This is a genomic window from Chromobacterium vaccinii (assembly GCF_001855275.1).
Lineage (GTDB): Bacteria > Pseudomonadota > Gammaproteobacteria > Burkholderiales > Chromobacteriaceae > Chromobacterium > Chromobacterium vaccinii.
Window position 1 is genome coordinate 3475166 of the sequence record NZ_CP017707.1, and the last position, 15387, is coordinate 3490552.

General features: G+C 66.7%; 16 protein-coding genes and 5 tRNA genes. 15 read left to right on the plus strand and 6 right to left on the minus strand.

All coding sequences use genetic code 11. From position 1 onward, the window contains the following. Positions 1 to 37: 37 nt before the first annotated feature. The 5 genes from rsmB (at position 38) to BKX93_RS16090 (ending at position 6148) form a co-directional block, all read left to right on the plus strand. Positions 38 to 1288, plus strand: a complete 1251-nt coding sequence (gene rsmB, locus BKX93_RS16070) for a 16S rRNA (cytosine(967)-C(5))-methyltransferase RsmB (protein ID WP_046158946.1) — start codon at positions 38 to 40, stop codon at positions 1286 to 1288. Beyond that, on the plus strand, positions 1275 to 1847 hold the full coding sequence (locus BKX93_RS16075) for a DUF4390 domain-containing protein (protein WP_231161921.1): 573 nt from the start codon (positions 1275 to 1277) through the stop codon (positions 1845 to 1847). Before rsmB ends, BKX93_RS16075 begins: the two co-directional genes overlap by 14 nt. Next, positions 1847 to 3958, plus strand: coding sequence for a sensor histidine kinase (locus BKX93_RS16080; RefSeq protein WP_070980590.1), 2112 nt, complete (start codon positions 1847 to 1849; stop codon positions 3956 to 3958). The genes BKX93_RS16075 and BKX93_RS16080 overlap by 1 nt, the downstream gene beginning before the upstream one ends. After that, a complete protein-coding gene (locus BKX93_RS16085) occupies positions 3958 to 5226 on the plus strand; it encodes a sigma-54-dependent transcriptional regulator (RefSeq protein WP_011137805.1) in 1269 nt (422 codons plus the stop codon). The genes BKX93_RS16080 and BKX93_RS16085 overlap by 1 nt, the downstream gene beginning before the upstream one ends. A gap of 154 nt (positions 5227 to 5380) precedes the next feature. Continuing rightward, positions 5381 to 6148, plus strand: a complete 768-nt coding sequence (locus tag BKX93_RS16090; RefSeq protein ID WP_115616297.1) for a HesA/MoeB/ThiF family protein — start codon at positions 5381 to 5383, stop codon at positions 6146 to 6148. 36 nt (positions 6149 to 6184) lie between these two features. On the opposite strand, the gene BKX93_RS16095 is transcribed toward BKX93_RS16090, so the two are convergent. The 5 genes from BKX93_RS16095 to BKX93_RS16115 all read right to left on the minus strand — a co-directional run bounded on the left by BKX93_RS16095 (position 6185) and on the right by BKX93_RS16115 (position 8922). Further along, positions 6185 to 6670 carry a TlpA family protein disulfide reductase gene (locus BKX93_RS16095; protein WP_070980592.1) on the minus strand — a complete coding sequence of 162 codons (486 nt, stop codon included), beginning with the start codon at positions 6668 to 6670 and terminating at the stop codon, positions 6185 to 6187. A 29-nt stretch (positions 6671 to 6699) separates the two neighbouring features. Continuing rightward, positions 6700 to 7113, minus strand: a complete 414-nt coding sequence (locus tag BKX93_RS16100; protein WP_070980595.1) for an acyl-CoA thioesterase — start codon at positions 7111 to 7113, stop codon at positions 6700 to 6702. 27 nt (positions 7114 to 7140) lie between these two features. Beyond that, a complete protein-coding gene (locus BKX93_RS16105; RefSeq protein ID WP_046158940.1) occupies positions 7141 to 7518 on the minus strand; it encodes a hypothetical protein in 378 nt (125 codons plus the stop codon). A gap of 14 nt (positions 7519 to 7532) precedes the next feature. Next, positions 7533 to 8363: an energy transducer TonB gene (locus tag BKX93_RS16110; protein ID WP_046167205.1), complete on the minus strand. Its 831-nt coding sequence runs from the start codon at positions 8361 to 8363 to the stop codon at positions 7533 to 7535. Between the two features lie 91 nt (positions 8364 to 8454). After that, the gene (locus BKX93_RS16115) at positions 8455 to 8922 is read right to left on the minus strand and encodes a Dps family protein (RefSeq protein ID WP_021475269.1); all 468 of its coding nucleotides are present in this window, start codon (positions 8920 to 8922) and stop codon (positions 8455 to 8457) included. A gap of 76 nt (positions 8923 to 8998) precedes the next feature. Here BKX93_RS16115 and BKX93_RS16120 point away from each other — a divergent pair, with 76 nt between their 5' ends. Next, positions 8999 to 9295, plus strand: coding sequence for a DUF167 domain-containing protein (locus BKX93_RS16120; RefSeq protein ID WP_070980597.1), 297 nt, complete (start codon positions 8999 to 9001; stop codon positions 9293 to 9295). On the opposite strand, the gene BKX93_RS16125 is transcribed toward BKX93_RS16120, so the two are convergent. Beyond that, positions 9289 to 9729, minus strand: coding sequence for an FxsA family protein (locus BKX93_RS16125; protein WP_070980600.1), 441 nt, complete (start codon positions 9727 to 9729; stop codon positions 9289 to 9291). The two genes, BKX93_RS16120 and BKX93_RS16125, sit on opposite strands and share 7 nt — an antisense overlap. A 31-nt stretch (positions 9730 to 9760) precedes the next feature. On the opposite strand from BKX93_RS16125, the gene cutA reads away from it, so the two are divergent. The 9 genes from cutA to BKX93_RS16170 all read left to right on the plus strand — a co-directional run bounded on the left by cutA (position 9761) and on the right by BKX93_RS16170 (position 15352). Beyond that, complete coding sequence (cutA, locus tag BKX93_RS16130; protein WP_200896587.1) at positions 9761 to 10075, plus strand: divalent-cation tolerance protein CutA; 315 nt, start codon at positions 9761 to 9763, stop codon at positions 10073 to 10075. Positions 10076 to 10205: 130 nt separating this feature from the next. After that, positions 10206 to 10281: transfer RNA gene (locus BKX93_RS16135), tRNA-Lys, on the plus strand. 37 nt (positions 10282 to 10318) lie between these two features. Next, a tRNA-Lys gene (locus tag BKX93_RS16140) sits at positions 10319 to 10394 on the plus strand. A gap of 27 nt (positions 10395 to 10421) precedes the next feature. Further along, positions 10422 to 10497, plus strand: a tRNA-Lys gene (locus BKX93_RS16145). A 35-nt stretch (positions 10498 to 10532) separates the two neighbouring features. Then, positions 10533 to 10608: transfer RNA gene (locus BKX93_RS16150), tRNA-Lys, on the plus strand. 36 nt (positions 10609 to 10644) lie between these two features. Continuing rightward, positions 10645 to 10720, plus strand: a tRNA-Lys gene (locus BKX93_RS16155). 129 nt (positions 10721 to 10849) lie between these two features. Continuing rightward, positions 10850 to 11347 carry a sigma-70 family RNA polymerase sigma factor gene (locus tag BKX93_RS16160; RefSeq protein WP_052717433.1) on the plus strand — a complete coding sequence of 166 codons (498 nt, stop codon included), beginning with the start codon at positions 10850 to 10852 and terminating at the stop codon, positions 11345 to 11347. Further along, on the plus strand, positions 11344 to 12330 hold the full coding sequence (locus BKX93_RS16165; RefSeq protein ID WP_070980602.1) for a FecR family protein: 987 nt from the start codon (positions 11344 to 11346) through the stop codon (positions 12328 to 12330). The genes BKX93_RS16160 and BKX93_RS16165 overlap by 4 nt, the downstream gene beginning before the upstream one ends. Before the next feature lie 100 nt (positions 12331 to 12430). Then, positions 12431 to 15352 carry a TonB-dependent receptor gene (locus BKX93_RS16170; RefSeq protein WP_070980604.1) on the plus strand — a complete coding sequence of 974 codons (2922 nt, stop codon included), beginning with the start codon at positions 12431 to 12433 and terminating at the stop codon, positions 15350 to 15352. Positions 15353 to 15387: the final 35 nt, after the last annotated feature.

Here is a 15387-nt window from a genome sequence, read left to right on the forward strand (position 1 = left end):
TCCCCAGGACTGGCCTTGTTTCATCGAAAGACACATCATGCATCAAATCCAGCAACTGGCCGCCGAGATCCTGGCCCGCATCGAGGCCGGCACCACCCTCACCGACGCGCTGGCCGACGCCCATCGCCAGGCCGGCAAGCTGACGCCAGCCGAACGCGGCGCGCTGCAGGACCTGAGCTACGGCAGCCTGCGCCATCTGGGCGTGCTGCGCCACTGCCTGCGCCAGCTGGTGCCGCATCCGCTGCCGGAGCCGCAGGTGGAGCGCCTGCTGCTGATCGCGCTGTACCAGCTGCAATACACCCGCGCCGCGCAGTACGCGGTGGTGCACGAGGCGGTGACGCTGGCCGGCATGATGGCGCGCGGCAAGTTCAAGGCGCTGGTCAACGGCGTGCTGCGCAACTTCCAGCGCCGCCGCGACGAGCTGCTGGCCAACGCCGCGGCCGATGAGGTGGCGCAGGCCAACCATCCGGACTGGTGGGTGGCGCGGCTGAAGGCGGCCTATCCCGCGGAATGGCGCGGCATCCTGGACGCCAGCAACGTCCACCCGCCGCTGACGCTGCGCGTCAATCGCCGCCGCGTCTCGGTGGACGACTATCTGGGCCGGCTGGAGGAGGCCGGCCTGGCGGCCAAGGCCCTGGGTGACGACGCGGTGCAACTGGCGCGGCCGGTGGCGGTGCGCGATCTGCCCGGCTTCGCCGACGGCCTGGCCTCGGTGCAGGACGAGGGCGCGCAGCGCGCCGCGCACTGGCTGGACCTGCAGCCGGGCTTGCGGGTGCTGGACGCCTGCGCCGCGCCGGGCGGCAAGACCGGCCACATGCTGGAGCGCGCCGACGTGGAGGTGACCGCGCTGGACATCGACGCCACGCGGCTGGCCCGCGTCGGCGACAATCTGCGCCGGTTGGGCCTGTCCGCCCAGTTGATCGAGGCCGACGCCTCGCGGCCGGACGACTGGTGGGGCGGCCGTCCGTTCGACCGCATCCTGGCTGACGTGCCGTGCTCGGCTTCCGGCGTGGTGAGACGCCATCCGGACATCAAATGGCTGCGCCGGCCCGGCGATTTCGCCGCGCTGGGAGAGCAGCAGGCGGCGATGGCCGACGCGCTGTGGCCGCTGCTCGCCAGCGGGGGAAAAATGCTATACGCTACCTGCTCGATTTTTCCCGAAGAAAACCGCCAGCAATTGGAGGGCTTCCTCAAGCGCCACGCGGATGCGGTGTGCCTGAAAGAAGAACAACTGCTGCCTTGTGAGCGACATGACGGCTTCTATTACGCGCTGCTTGAGAAACATTAGCCTGCTGTTGGCTCTGCTCTGTTGCCTGCTGCCGCCGGCGCTGGCCGACACCATAGGCTCGCGCCGCGCGGAGGCCGAGGTGATGCCGGACGGCACGCTGGCGGTCAGCACCCGTTTCCTCACCAAGCTCACCCCCAGCCTCAGCGAGGCGCTGGAGCAGGGGGTGGTGTTGGGCTTCCGGCTGGAGTTCGAGCTGACCAAGCCCCGCACCACGTCATATTACCTGTCGCTGCGCGAGTGGTTCGACCCGCACGCGCAGCTGGCTTTCAAACTGTCCTACCAGCCCTTGACCGGCCGCTACCGCGTCACTATCGGCAGCCTGTCCAATTACTATCCCACCTTGCGCGAAGCCTTGTCCGCCCTCGGCGCGATCCAGGGCTGGCGCGTGCTCAACCCCGGCACGCTGGACCCGAAGAAGCCCGGCCAGGTGGCCGGCCAGGTCCGGTTGCTGCTGGACATCGGCGATCTGCCCAAGCCCTTCCAGATGAACGCGCTGGGCTCTGACGACTGGTCGCTGGATTCCGGCTGGATCAGGCTGGACGTCAAGGACGCCGGCTGATGCGCTACGCCACCATCGCGATGGCGACGGTCGGGGCCATCCTGCTTTATCTGCTGGCGGTGGCCACCGGCAACGCTTCCAAGCTCAACGATTACTACTGGTGGGTGTTCGGGCTGAACAGCCTGTTGTTGCTGGCCCTGCTCGGGGTGGTGGGGCGCCAGCTGTGGCGCTTGCGCCAGCGGGTGAAGAACCGCGTGTTCGGTGCCAAGCTGACGCAGAAGCTGGCGCTGATGTTCGCCGGCGTCGCGCTGGTGCCGGGCCTGTTGGTGTTCACCGTGTCGGCGCAATTCCTGACCCGCAGTATTGAAAGCTGGTTCGACGTGCGCGTCGAGGCGGCGCTGGACCGCGGCCTGGTGCTGGGCCGCAGCGCGCTCAACTACGTGCTGGACGACGTTGGCCGCAAGGGGCGGATGGTGCAGGACGAGGTGGAGGCGCTGCCGGACGGCGTGCTGCCGGTGCGGCTGGAACGGCTGCGCGAGCAGCTGGGCCTGAAGGAAATCGCCATCTTCAGCCGCGGCAACGGCCAGTTGCTGGCTTTCGCTGGCGGCGACGCGCGCGGACTGCCGCAATCCCCTGGCCATGAGGCGCTGCGCGGGGTCAAGCTGCGCACGCCGCAGCAGAGCATAGAAAACGACGGCAACAACGGACTGGCGCTGAGAGTGCTGCTGGCTTACCGGGGCCCGGGCGAGCAGACGCGGGTGCTGCAGCTGCTGCAGGCGGCGCCGGCGGATATCAGCCGCGACGCCGAACAGATCGAAAGCGCTCGCTCCGAATATCGGCAATTGCTGCTGGCGCGGCAGGGCTTGCGCACCTTCTACATGCTGACGCTGGCGCTGGCGGTGCTGCTGGCGCTGACCGCGGCGCTGGCTTTCGCGCTGTTCCTGTCGGAGCGGCTGTCGGCGCCCCTGTCCGAGCTGGCGGCCGGCACCCGGGCGGTGGCGCAGGGCGACTTTTCCAAGCGCCATCCGGTCTACCGCCGCGACGAGCTGGGCATGCTGACCACGCTGTTCAACCGTATGACGCAGCAATTGGACGAGGCGCGGCAGCTGGCGGAAAAGAGCCGCGGCGAGCTCGAGGGCGGCAAGCTTTATCTGGAAAGCATACTGGCGAACCTGTCGGCCGGCGTGATCGCCTTCGGCGGCGACTGGCAGATCCGCGCCGCCAATACCAGCGCCTCGCGCATTCTGGGCTTCGATTTCAACCTGCTGGCCGAGCACCGCTTTCCCGAGTGGGGCGGCGTGATGCCGGCGGTGGCCAGCCTGGTGGAAACGGTGATGCAGCACGCAGACAGCGATGTCGAGAGCGACTGGCAGACCCAGCTCGGCTACGACACCGCCCAGGGCGAGCGCACGCTGCTGGTGCGCGGCGCGCGGCTGCCCGAGCATTCCAGCGACGGCTACGTGCTGGTGTTCAACGACATCACCGAGCTCGCCCGCGCCCAGCGCGACGCGGCCTGGGGCGAGGTGGCCAAGCGTTTGGCGCACGAGATCCGCAATCCGCTCACCCCCATCCAGCTGTCCGCCGAACGGCTGGCGATGAAGCTGGCGGACAAGCTGGAAGGGCCGGACGCCGACATGCTCAAGCGCTCCACCGACACCATCATCAAGCAGGTGGGCGCGCTGAAAAGCATGGTGGAGGCGTTCCGCGACTATGCCCGCGCACCCAAGATCAAACTGGTGAAACTTGATCTCAATCAGGTGATCCGGGAGGTGATGGCCCTTTACGAATCCAATCCTGCTGTTAAGATTGCGCTGGACGAAGTTCCGCTGATGATAATGGGGGATGCGGCTCTGCTGCGGCAGGTGCTGCATAACCTGATGCAAAACGCCCAGGATGCAGTCCTTGACGTTGGCATCCCGATGATTCAAATTAGCAGCCGACAAGAAGAAGGAAACGCGCTCGTCAGCGTCGAGGACAATGGCGCGGGCTTCGGCCCGGACATCCTCAGACGCGCGTTCGAGCCATATGTGACCAGTAAAGCCAAGGGAACCGGTCTTGGACTGGCCGTGGTCAAGAAGATTATGGAAGAACACCATGGACAGGTCATTTTGGGGAACGCCGGGCAGCATGGGGCGCGTGTCCTTCTCTCCCTGCCATTGCTGGAGGCCTAATGCGTAGCAGCGACATTTTGATTGTGGACGACGAGATCGGCATCCGAGAGCTGCTCTCCGAGATCCTGCAGGACGAAGGTTATACCGTGGCTTTGGCGGAAAACGCCGAAGTGGCCCGCCAATTGCGCAATCAGACCCGGCCGGCGTTGGTGCTGCTGGACATCTGGATGCCAGACTGCGACGGCGTCACCCTGCTGAAGGAGTGGGCCAAGTCCGGCCTGCTCAACATGCCGGTGGTGATGATGTCCGGTCACGCCAGCATAGACACCGCGGTGGAAGCCACTCGCATCGGCGCCTTCGACTTCCTGGAAAAGCCGATCGCGCTGCAGAAGCTGTTGACCACCGTTCAGCGCGCGCTGAAATACGGCGACATGCAGGCCAACACCTCGCTGAACCTGGACAAGCTGGGCCGCAGCGAGCCGATCCAGGAGCTCAAGCGCCAGCTGGAGCGCGTGGCCAAGGTCAAGTCGCCGGTGCTGCTGACCGGCGAGTCCGGCTCCGGCTTCGAGCTGGTGGCGCGCTTTTTCCATCAGGGAAACACGCCCTGGGTGACGCCGGCCAAGCTGGAGCAGCTGGCGGACGCGCCGCTGGAGCTCTTGCAGAAGGCCAACAACGGCGTGCTCTACCTGCCGGAGATCGGCCAGTACAGCCGCCGCGTGCAGCAGGGCCTGTTGTTCCTGCTGTCCAAGCTCGACCGCTTCAACGTGCGCCTGATCTGTTCCTGCAGCCGTCCGCTGCAGGAGCTGCTGGTGGACCCGGAGTGCGACAACCGCCTGCTGACCGCGCTGTCCAGCGTGATCGTGCCGATCCCGCCGCTGCGCGAGCACGCCGAGGATATCACCTTCATCGCCGAGCAGATCCTGGTGGAGCTGGTGGAGTCCAAGCAGGTGCCGGCGCGCAAGCTGACCACCGCCGCGCTGAACGCGATGCGCCAGTATGACTGGCCGGGCAATCTGGAGCAGCTGCGCAGCATCATCAAGAGCCTGGCGCTGACCGCCGAGTCGGATGAAGTCGACGCCGCCGAGGTCAACAAGGTGCTGGCGCAGTTCCGCCACGAAAAGCCGGTGGAGGAGTCGGGCTTCGACTTCAACATCCCGCTGCGCGAGTTGCGCGAACAGCTGGAGCGCCGCTATTTCGAGTACCACATCTCGCTGGAGAACGGCAATATGAGCCGGGTGGCGCAGAAGGTGGGCCTGGAGCGCACTCACTTGTACCGCAAGCTGAAGCAGCTGGGCATCAAGTTCGCCCGCAAGGTGGCGGAGGAGTAAGGCAAAACGCTTGATACTGCGTTGCGGTAATGTTGGGCTTCGCTTTGCTCAGCCCAATCTACGAGGCGCGCCTTGTCTCAGGCGTTTTGCTCGACACAAATCGCTTATCGACGCCAGCCTTTCCGGCTGGCGTTTCGCATTCTGGAGCATGAGCATGGAGCAAGACCGCGAACTGGACGACGAGGCGCTGCTGCGCTATAGCCGCCACATCCTGTTGCCGGAGATCGACATCGAAGGCCAGCGCCGGCTGCTGGCGGCGCGCGCGCTGATCGTCGGCGCCGGCGGCCTGGGCTCGCCGGCGGCGCTGTACCTGGCCAGCGCCGGCGTCGGCCGGATCACCATCGTCGACGACGACGCGGTGGAGCTGTCCAATCTGCAGCGCCAGATTGCCCACGACGCCGCCAGCCTGGGCCAGGGCAAGGCCGAGTCGGCGGCGCGTAGGATGGCCGCGATGAATCCTTCGATCGAGGTCAGGCCGCTGGCCGAGCGGTTGGCAGGCGACAGATTGATGGCCGAGGTGGCCGCGCACGATCTGGTGCTGGATTGCTCGGACAATTTCGCCACCCGCCATGCGGTTAACCGCGCCTGCGTCGCCGCCAGGGTGCCGCTGGTGTCCGGCGCGGCAGTGCGTTTCTCGGGCCAACTGGCGGTGTTCGACAGCCGCGACGCCGCCTCGCCGTGCTACCACTGCCTGTTTCCGGACGAGGGCGAGGCCAGCGACGGCCCTTGCGCCACCTTCGGCGTGCTGTCGCCCTTGGTGGGCGTGATCGGCAGCCTGCAGGCGGTGGAGGCGGTCAAGCTGCTGGCCGGCGTCGCGCCGGCGCTGGGCAAACTGACGCTGTACGACGCGCTGAACGGCGGTTTCAAGCAGATCCGCGTGCCGCGCGATCCGGGCTGCGCGGTGTGCGGGGGGAGAGGGTAGGAAAACGCCCCGGCCGGCGGGGCGGAGGTTTGCGGCTTAGAGGTGCTGCTCGATCAGCTTGCGCACCTCGTGGAAGTTCATCACGCCGACGTAGCGCTTGATGATGTTGCCCTGTTTGTCGATCAGGAAAGTCGTCGGCGCCAGTTGGATGTCGCCGAAGGCCTTGGCCGTGGTTCCCTGCGGGTCCAGCGCGACGAAGAAGGGCAGCTGGTTCTTGGCGACGAAGTTTTGCACGTAGTTGGGCGGGTCGTAGCTCATCGCCACCGCCAGCACGTTCAGCCCCTTGCCGCCGTAGTCATGGTGCAGCTTCTTGATTTCCGGCATCTCCTCGACGCAGCCGGGACAGCTGGTGGCCCAGAAGTTGACCAGCACCACCTTGCCTTTCAGCGCCGAGGTGCTGGTGGCGGCGCCGGTCAGCGAGGTCAGCTTCACCTCGGGCGCCGGGTTGCCGGAGAACATCAGCTTGTAGGCGGCGCCGGCGGCGACCAGCAGCGCCAGCGCAATGATCAAACCCTTCTTCATCTCGATTTCCTGTCGTGTCTGCCGCCGGTTCAGACCGGGCCGGCGGTCATCTGTTCCAGCATGGCCTTCAATTGTCCTTCTAGCACCACCGCCTTGTTCTGCTTGGCGTCGAACACCACGAAGGTGACGTCGGCCTCGGCCACTACAGTGTCGGCGCCCTCCAGCAGCACGCGCTGGTGGATCACCGCGCTGCGGTTGCCGATGGACTTCAGGCCGGTCTCGATCAGCAGCTGCTCGCCCATCAGCGCCGGGCGGCGATAGTCGATGTTGATGTTGACCACGGCCAGCGCCAGGCCGGATTTCAGGAACCAGTCCAGTCCGCCTTGCTCTTCGAACTGGCTCCAGCGCGCTTCTTCCAGAAATTCCAGGTAGCGCGCGTTGTTGACGTGGCCGAACAGGTCCAGGTGATAGCCGCGGACCTTGATCCGGGTGTGGTGCGCCATGTGTTTCCCCTCTATTGTGTGTGGCGGTTAATCGGCGTGGCCGTCCAGATCCAGCGGCGCGAAGGCCTCTCGCTCCAGCGGCTCTTCGACCAGGTCGGTCAGCACCGAGTGGATTTCCACCTTGAACCATTGCTGGAACAGGTTGGGACTGATGTTCTGCGGCCACAGGCTCTCGTCTTCGCACCAGTCGGCCAGCTCGGCCTCGAACAGCTGGCGATGGCGTTGCTGCACGAAGCGGCGCGCGGCGTCGGCGTCTTCCGCTGGCGGGATCAGCAGCGCGTTGCTGTCGGCGGCCAGCGCTTCCAGCGTCAGTTGCGGGTCGATGCCGCCGGGCAGGCTTTTCAGCCAGGCTAGAAACGGGGCCTGCGGGCGCAGCAGCGCGATGCTGCGGTTGACTTCAAACATGATGCTTCCTTGGTTCAATGGCTGGATAAGAGGTTGTCCCGGGTGAAGACGAAGCGCTGGTTGATGCGCATCGCCGGGGCGCGGGCCAGTGCGGGCGGAAACGGCGGGAACGGCGAGGACAGCTCGACGATGCGCTGGGCGGCTTCGTCCAGCACCCGGCTGCCGGAGCTGCGGGTGACCCGCTGTCCCTGCAGGCTGCCGTCGGCGGCTATCGTCACTTCCAGCGTCACCGCGCCGTGCAGGGCCTGGCGGCGCGCCTCATCCGGGTAATTCAGGTTGCCGATGCGCTCCACCTTCAGCCGCCAGTCGGCCTGGTAGCGCGCCCACGGATAGCCGCGGGCCGCCTCGCCAAGCGCGTTGCCGGCCTGGCCGCTCTCCTTGTCGTTGTCGACGATGGCGTTGTCGCCGCCGCGCGACAGCGCGCCGACCTGGGCCAGCAGCGAGCCGGTGCTGACCTGGCCGCTGGGCGGCGAGGGCTGGACCTTGGCCGGCGCCGGGGTTGGGCGGGCTATCGGGTTGGCCGGAGCCGGCGGCGGCATTTTCGCGGCGGGGCGCGGCTTGGGCGGCTCGCGGCGGCTGAGCAGCTGGCGCGGCTCGGCGCTGTTGCCCGAGCCTGAATGATCGATTTCGGCCAGTCGTTCGGTCGGCGGCGCGGCCGGCGCAGGATGGCGGACCAGGCGGATATTGATCTGGGACGCGGGCGCTTCGCCGGGCCGGTCAGGCACGGAGGCGCGGCCGCCCAGGCTGAGCAGCAGCAGGTGGGCCAGCAGCGAAACGCCCAGCGCCACCCACAGCAGCGGGGCGCTGGACGCGGATGGGCGGGGACGGTACAGGTGATCGGCCATCGCGGGTTTCCGGATTTTGCCAGAGTGTAGCATGGCGGCCATGCAAAAACGCCGCGCGAAGGCGGCGTTTCGGCGGCGGCGCGCGGCCGGCTTATTTTTCCAGCAGGCTGCGCAGCATCCAGGCGGTTTTTTCGTGCACCTGCAGGCGCTGGGTCAGCAGGTCGGCGCTGGGCTCGTCGGAGGCGCGCTCCACCACGGCGAATACGCTGCGGGCGGTGCGGCACACGGTTTCGTGGCCCTCCACCAGTTGGCGGATCATCTCCTCGGCCTTGGGCGGCGCGCCGGCGGATTCGGGGATGGCGGTCAGCTTGGCGTAGTCGGCGTAGCTGCCCGGCGCGTAGTGGCCCAGCGCGCGGATGCGCTCGGCGACGGCGTCCACGGCCAGCGCCAGCTCGTTGTACTGGGTTTCGAACATCAGGTGCAGGGTATTGAACATCGGCCCGGTGACGTTCCAGTGAAAGTTGTGCGTCTTCAGGTACAGGGTGTAGCTGTCCGCCAGCAGGCGGGACAGGCCGTGGGCGATTTCCTGGCGATCTTGTTCGTTGATGCCGATATCCATGACGATGCTCCTTTTTGGCGGCGCTGCTTCCAGGCCGCGTTTTGGACTACACTTCCCGTTTTGGGCGGGAAATGGGATGAAACCTTGGTTGTCGTGCCATGACGGCTGCGTCCGGCTGACGCTGCACGTGCAGCCGGGCGCCAAAAAGACCGAGGCGGCCGGCGAGCACGGCGACTGCCTGAAGGTCAGGCTGGCGGCGCCGCCGGTGGACGGCAAGGCCAATGCCGTGTTGCTGGCCTGGCTGGCCGATCGTTTCGGCGTCGCCAAGCGCGATGTGGAACTGCTGTCCGGCGACAAGAGCCGGCACAAGGTGGTGCGGATCGCCTGCTGCCTTGATGACGCGGCGGCGCTGGACCGTCTGGGTTTTCACTGAAGGCGGCGTCCCGGCGGCGTGGTTTCGTCCACGCGGCTGAACTCGCCCTCTATGACGTCGCTGCTGGCGGCGGGCCCGGCGGCCGGGCCGGCGCCGGTGGTCCGCATCGAGATGTCCGGGCCTTTCAGCGGCAGCAGCAGCAGGATGGCGGCGAGATCGCTGAGCAGGCCGGGCAGCAGGAACAGCAGGCCGGCCAGCGCGTAACGCAGCGGCCACAGCAGCGAATACAGCGAAACCTTGTCGCCCTGGCGCATCACGCTGCCCAGCGTCAGCAGCGCGCCCAGCTTCTGGTTGCGCAGCATCCACAGGCCCAGCATCGAGGACAGCACCACCAGCAGGAACACCGCCAGACCGCCGATGCGGTCGGCCAGCGCCACCAGGGCGGCGATTTCTGCGAACGGGTAAATCAATAACAGCAGCGGGAGAACGCGCATCTTGAATCCGATTCCATCTAACGATTGTTTATTGGTTGTCTGCAACGCGCCCGACGCGGAAACCGCCGAGCGCATCGCGACGACGCTGGTGGCCGAGCAGTTGGCCGCCTGCGTCAATGTTCTGGCGCCTTGCCGTTCAGTGTACCGCTGGCAGGGCGCGGTGGAGCGGGCCGAGGAGATTCCGCTGCTGATCAAGACCCGCGCTGACGCGTATCCGCAACTGGAAGCTAGGCTGGCGGCGCTGCATCCGTACCAGGTGCCGGAAATCGTCGCGCTGCCGCTGACGCAGGGATTGCCCTCTTATCTCACATGGGTATCGGACAGCGTTGTTTCAAGAGGCGAATGATTCCGGCACGGTTTGTTCCGACTGTTTTCGCTCCGTTTTCGTTCCCCTCTCCGGGCGGCGGCGGAGAGAAATTTTTCGCGATACGGCTTGACGCATCTGAAACGTTTCATTATAGTTGCGAGCTCTCGATGGGTCGTTAGCTCAGCTGGTAGAGCAGCGGACTTTTAATCCGTTGGTCGCAGGTTCGAATCCCGCACGACCCACCAGAGAAAGCTTGATATAGTGTAGTCGCATGTCCCGGACGGGTCGTTAGCTCAGTTGGTAGAGCAGCGGACTCTTAATCCGTAGGTCGAGTGTTCGAGCCACTCACGACCCACCATCCTAGACATGCCGCCGTACGTTGTGCGGGTCGTTAGCTCAGCTGGTAGAGCAGCGGACTTTTAATCCGTTGGTCGCAGGTTCGAATCCCGCACGACCCACCAATCAAGTTCATTTCTGTCTTCAGTGCAGACCGGATGGGTCGTTAGCTCAGTTGGTAGAGCAGCGGACTCTTAATCCGTAGGTCGAGTGTTCGAGCCACTCACGACCCACCACCATCCCTGCACCCTCCCCGACACGAATACCCCAATGGGTCGTTAGCTCAGCTGGTAGAGCAGCGGACTTTTAATCCGTTGGTCGCAGGTTCGAATCCCGCACGACCCACCAAGAATTACCGCGAGGGCCCGGCTATTGTCCGGGCCCTTCGCATTTCCATCGCCGATATTGCTGATAACGATAATTGTTATCATTTGATTCTTGCGCTATGCTGCGCCCTTTTTGTCACGGGCGACGCTGGTGTTGGACGGCTATTATCGCGAACTGCTCAATTTTCTCACCCGGGCCACCGGTTCGCGCCAGCGCGCCGAGGACGTGGCGCAGGACGCATATCTGAAAGTATTGAGTCTGCAGGCGCCGGAGGGCGAGGCCGGGGGCGCGCCGGTGCGCTCGCCGCGGGCGCTGCTGTACGCCGCCGCGCGCAACCTGCTGATAGACCGCCATCGCCGCGAGCAAGCGAGGCCGCAATTGGACATGGTGGACATCGAACTGGCCGCGCCCGCACATTGCGAGCCCGAGCGGCGGCTGGCCGCGCGCCAGCAACTGGCCTTGCTGGAGAGGACGATCGCGGCGCTGCCGACGCGTTGCCGCCAGGCTTTCGTGCTGTTCAAGCTGGAAGGTCTGAGTCAGGCGGAGATCGCGCGGGAAATGGGCATTTCCCGGAACATGGTGGAGAAACACATCATCAACGGCATGCTGGCTTGCAAGCGGGCGCTGGAACAGGAGGAGGGCCGATGAGGCGCGAGCGGGAAGCGGCGAACGGGGAACTGGCCGACGCGGAAGCCGCGCGCTGGCGCCTGCGGCAGCGGGAAGGGCTGGACGAGGCTGGCCGGGCGGAGCTGGCCGCCTGGCTGGATGCCTCCGGCGAGCGCCGCCGCGCCTACGCCGCGCATGCGCGAGTCGATGCCTTGCTGTCAGGCCTGAGCGGGGAGCGGCGGCGCAGGCTGGCGGCGCCCGCGCCGTCGCGGAGCCGCCGCTACGGTTTGGCCGCCTGCGCCGGATTGCTGCTGGCCTGTACGCTGGGTTGGCACTGGCGGGCCAGCCAACCGCAATGGACGCAGACGCTGGCCAGCGCGAGCGGCCAGCAGTTGGAGCGGACGCTGGCCGACGGCAGCCGCTTGAGCCTGGACGCGGACACCGTGGTGGAGGTCGCGTATTTCAAGGACCGCCGCGAGACCAAGCTGCTGCGCGGGCAGGCGATGTTCGCGGTGGCGCGGGACGCCGGGCGGCCGTTCCACGTCTCGGCTGGTCCGGTTCGGGTGACGGTGCTGGGCACGCGTTTCGCTGTGCGCAATCTATACGGCGCAGTCGAGGTGGCGGTGGAGCACGGCAAGGTGGCGGTGGCCGACCATGGCGATGCCGAGGCCGCCGCGGGCGCGAGCGGCGACGCGCGGAGCAAGCTGCTGCTGAGCGATGGCCAGCGCGCGTTCTGGCGCGATGGCTCGCTCCGCCGGAAAGCGGCGGTGTCGCCGGAATTCGTGGCCGCCTGGCGCGCGGGGCGGCTGGAGTTTTCCGATCGGCCGCTGGCCGAGGTGCTGGCCGAGTTCGAGCGCTACGGCCCGACCGGCCTCAGGCTGGCGCGGCCCGATCTGGGCGCGCTGCGTCTGAGCGGCAGCTTCGCCAGCAATGACGCGGCCGCGTTCGCCCGGATTCTGCCCCAGGTTCTGCCGGTGGCGTTGCGCCGGAGCGGCGGCGAGACGCTGATCGACGCCCGAAAATAGTCAGAACAAAAAATATTTGCCGATCGACGTCAGGATGGCGCGGGCGGCTGCGTCTTCATGGATGAGAACAATTATTAATTTCATCCGTAAGGTGGTCGCCATGTCGATTTCCCGTCCGGAGGCCGTCGCCCTGTTGCTGGGTCTGGCCTGCGTTCAGCCCGCGCAGGCCCAGTCCCGCGCCGTCGCTTTCCAGATCGCGCCGCAGCCGCTGGCCGGCGCCTTGCAGCAGCTGGCCAGCCAGGCCGGCATGAATCTGCTGTTTGATCCGGCTCTGGCCGGTAGTCGTGCCGCGCCGGGCCTGCAGGGCAGCTATACGGTGCGCGACGGGCTGCGCCGCTTGTTGGCCGGCAGCGGCCTGGCCGCCAGCCTGCGGGCGGAGGGCATCGTGGTGCGGGCGGCACCGTCGGCCGGAGGCGGCGCGGTGAATATCGGCGCCTTGCGGGTGCGCGGCGCCAGCAGCGCGCCGGGCGCCCTGTCCGACGACGAGATGTCGCTGTTCGACCGGCCGTATCTGAAGCCGGGCTCGTCGGCGGCGGTGACGCGCGAGCAGATCGAGCGCTTCCGCGGCACCTCGCCGGCAGACATGTTCAAGGGCGTGGCCGGGGTGCAGGTGGGCGAGAGCCGCAACAGCGGCTCGGTGGACGTCAATGTACGCGGCCTGCAGGGGCAGGGGCGGGTGCCGGTGGTGATAGACGGCAGCGTGCAGTCGGTGACCGCCTACCGCGGTTACGGCGGCGTCGCCGACCGCAACTATCTGGACCCGGACCTGATCGGCGGCGTCACCGTCGACAAGGGGCCGGGACTGTCGGCGCAAGGCGCCGGGGCGATAGGCGGCCTGGTGAAAATGGACACGCTGAAGGCGGAGGATATCCTGCTGCCCGGCGAGCGCCGCGGCGCGCGCCTGCGCGGCGGACTGCAGAGCAATAGCGCCGCGCCGCCGGCCGAGCTGAGCGCGACGCCGCGCCGGCACAGCCCGGGGCTGGACGGCCGCGCCGGCCACGGCAGCGTCGCCGCCGCCTTGCGCGAAGACCGCTACGAGCTGGTGGGCGCCTTCGCCTACCGCGACATCGGCAACTATTTCTCCGGCAAGCACGGCCATGAGCGCTATGTGGTGAAGAACGACTGGATGTCGTCCGGCACCCAGGAGGACGTCGGCGTCACCCGTATTTTCAAGCCCGGCGAGGAGGTGCTCAACACCGCCAACCGCAGCCGCTCGCTGCTGCTGAAGGGCACGCTGAAGCCCGACGCCGAGCGCTCGCTGGAACTGGGCTTCCGCCGCTACGACAGCGACTACGGCGAGATCATGACCTCGCAGATCGTTCGCAACGACGGCGATTCGATCCCGCAATGGCCGCGCAGCCAGGTGCGGGTGGACGCCTACACTGCCCGCTTCAAGTGGCAGCCGGACGACAATCCGCTGCTCAAGCTGCAGGCCAATCTGTGGCATACCGACATGGACAGCCGCGCCTACAACGGCGACGTGTTCCGCAATCCCGCCCAGGGCAAGCCGCGGCCGGGCTGGGGCGACTGCGACGCCTGCATAGACTTTTCCTATCTGGCGCCGGCGCAGGCGCAGCGCACCGGGGCGGATCTGAGCAACAGCTCGCTGCTGCGCACCCGTCTGGGCGCGCTGAAATTCGATTACGGGGTGTCGCTGCAGCATGAGCGGCTGGCGCCGGGCAAGGGCTTCATCCGCGACGAGGACGACATCCTCAACAACCGCAACCTGCGCGACGGCAGCCGCGACGAGCAGAGCGCCTTCATCGGCGTCAACTGGGCGCCGGCGGACTGGCTGAGCTTCGATCTGGGCGGCCGGTATCTGCGCTTTGCCACCCGCGACAACAACGTCGAAGTCAAGAAGCTGGATACCTACCGCACGGTGTCCAAGACCGCCCAGCTCTACAGCGACGACACTTTCGAGTATCTGGGAGAAGTGGAATGGAAGCCGGACGCCGCCGGCAACTTCACCGACGCCACCAATCCGTTCAAGCAGCCGGGCGCCACCTATGTCGACGGCAGCGGCCAGGCGCAGCCGCTGGCCGGCGCCAAGTCCAGCGAGGCGGAGGCGAGCTGGCGCGACAATCAGGAACTGGCGTCGCGCCAGTACCGCCGCAGTCAGCCCTACCGCCGCCGCGATAGCGGCTTCGCGCCATCCTTCGGCGTGAATCTGAAACTGGGCGACGCGGTCACCGGCTATCTGCGCTATGTCGAGGGCCTGCGCATGCCCAGCCTGATGGAGTCGACGCTGGGCTCGTCCACGCCCTTCCTCGGCGAGTTGAAGCCGGAGCGCAGCCAGAACTGGGAAATCGGCGTCAGCGTGCTGAAGGATGGCCTGCTGCGCGGCGACGACCGCTTCCGCTTCAAGCTCGCCTACTTCGACAACACCACCCGCGACTACATCTCCCGGCGGCCGATTCCCGGCAAGGAGGCGTGGGAGCAGAACTTCAGCATGGTGAACATGGATCGCTACCAGCTGTCCGGCGTCGAGCTGCAATCGTCGTACGACGGCGGCGCGCTGTTCGGCGAGCTGTCCGCCACCTACAACCGCAAGACGCGGATCTGCGACCGCGCGTCGGCCGAGTACTTCCGGGGCATCACCTGGTTCGGCGGCGAGCACCCGATGGCGAACACGCCGGAATGCACGCCCAGCGGCTTTTCCAGCAGCTATGTCCGCAACCACATTCCGCCGCGCCTCAACCTGAACCTGACACTGGGCGGCCGCGCCTTCGACCGCAAGCTCAGCTTCGGCAGCCGCGTCACCTACAACAGCGAGCCGGTGGCCAAGCAAGGCGCCAGCGTGGACGACAGCCGCTGGGAGAGCTGGAACGGCACCGCAAACCAGGTGCTGACCCGCGGCTACACGCTGGTGGACGTGTTCGCCAGCTACAAGGTTTCCAAAGGCGTCAGCGTCGATTTCGCCGTCGACAACCTGACCGACCGCTACTACCTGGACCCGCTGGCGCTGAGCCTGATGCCGGGTCCGGGGCGCACCGCGCGGCTGAATGCGACCTGGCAATTCTGAGCGACGCGTTTCCCCAAACAAACAAAAATAGTTAT

What these genes read in the sequence shown, in the direction of transcription:
- rsmB (WP_046158946.1), top strand. Translation starts at nt 38, where the DNA reads ATGCATCAAATCCAGCAACTGGCCGCCGAGATCCTGGCCCGCATCGAG.
- BKX93_RS16080 (WP_070980590.1), top strand. Translation starts at nt 1,847, where the DNA reads ATGCGCTACGCCACCATCGCGATGGCGACGGTCGGGGCCATCCTGCTT.
- BKX93_RS16085 (WP_011137805.1), top strand. Translation starts at nt 3,958, where the DNA reads ATGCGTAGCAGCGACATTTTGATTGTGGACGACGAGATCGGCATCCGA.
- BKX93_RS16090 (WP_115616297.1), top strand. Translation starts at nt 5,381, where the DNA reads ATGGAGCAAGACCGCGAACTGGACGACGAGGCGCTGCTGCGCTATAGC.
- BKX93_RS16095 (WP_070980592.1), bottom strand. Translation starts at nt 6,670, where the DNA reads ATGAAGAAGGGTTTGATCATTGCGCTGGCGCTGCTGGTCGCCGCCGGC.
- BKX93_RS16100 (WP_070980595.1), bottom strand. Translation starts at nt 7,113, where the DNA reads ATGGCGCACCACACCCGGATCAAGGTCCGCGGCTATCACCTGGACCTG.
- BKX93_RS16105 (WP_046158940.1), bottom strand. Translation starts at nt 7,518, where the DNA reads ATGTTTGAAGTCAACCGCAGCATCGCGCTGCTGCGCCCGCAGGCCCCG.
- BKX93_RS16110 (WP_046167205.1), bottom strand. Translation starts at nt 8,363, where the DNA reads ATGGCCGATCACCTGTACCGTCCCCGCCCATCCGCGTCCAGCGCCCCG.
- BKX93_RS16115 (WP_021475269.1), bottom strand. Translation starts at nt 8,922, where the DNA reads ATGGATATCGGCATCAACGAACAAGATCGCCAGGAAATCGCCCACGGC.
- BKX93_RS16120 (WP_070980597.1), top strand. Translation starts at nt 8,999, where the DNA reads ATGAAACCTTGGTTGTCGTGCCATGACGGCTGCGTCCGGCTGACGCTG.
- BKX93_RS16125 (WP_070980600.1), bottom strand. Translation starts at nt 9,729, where the DNA reads ATGCGCGTTCTCCCGCTGCTGTTATTGATTTACCCGTTCGCAGAAATC.
- BKX93_RS16165 (WP_070980602.1), top strand. Translation starts at nt 11,344, where the DNA reads ATGAGGCGCGAGCGGGAAGCGGCGAACGGGGAACTGGCCGACGCGGAA.
- BKX93_RS16170 (WP_070980604.1), top strand. Translation starts at nt 12,431, where the DNA reads ATGTCGATTTCCCGTCCGGAGGCCGTCGCCCTGTTGCTGGGTCTGGCC.